The sequence below is a fragment of the Opacimonas viscosa genome, from assembly GCF_024199005.1.
GTDB classification, from domain to species: domain Bacteria; phylum Pseudomonadota; class Gammaproteobacteria; order Enterobacterales; family Alteromonadaceae; genus Opacimonas; species Opacimonas viscosa.
The window spans coordinates 1-267 of record NZ_JANATA010000162.1; the positions used below are offsets into that span (position 1 = coordinate 1).

A 267-nucleotide genomic window follows, 5' to 3' on the forward strand; every position below is an offset into this window, starting at 1 on the left:
TGTTGAGTCAGGAATGCCACTGCTGCGTTTGCCCGGCGTTGACCCAAGGCTTGGTTGTAAGCCTGAGAGCCGACCGCGTCGGTGTGACCGTAAACCCGGGAGCGCGCTTCTGGGAATTGTTTGATCCAAGCCGCTTGCCGCAACAGAATCCGCCGTGCCGATTCATCAAGCTGAGCGCTGTCGAAGGCAAAGTTGATCTGCGTCGGCACCTCGGCGGCGAATCTCTGACCCAGAATTTGAGCGTAGCCCAGGTCGCCGTTTAGGACA

Annotated in this window: 1 protein-coding gene; it reads right to left on the reverse strand. The window is 58.8% G+C overall.

What is annotated here, in order from left to right; genetic code table 11:
* The coding region (locus tag NLF92_RS13120) for an OmpA family protein (protein WP_254102662.1) at nucleotides 1–267 on the reverse strand (267 nt) is incomplete at both ends.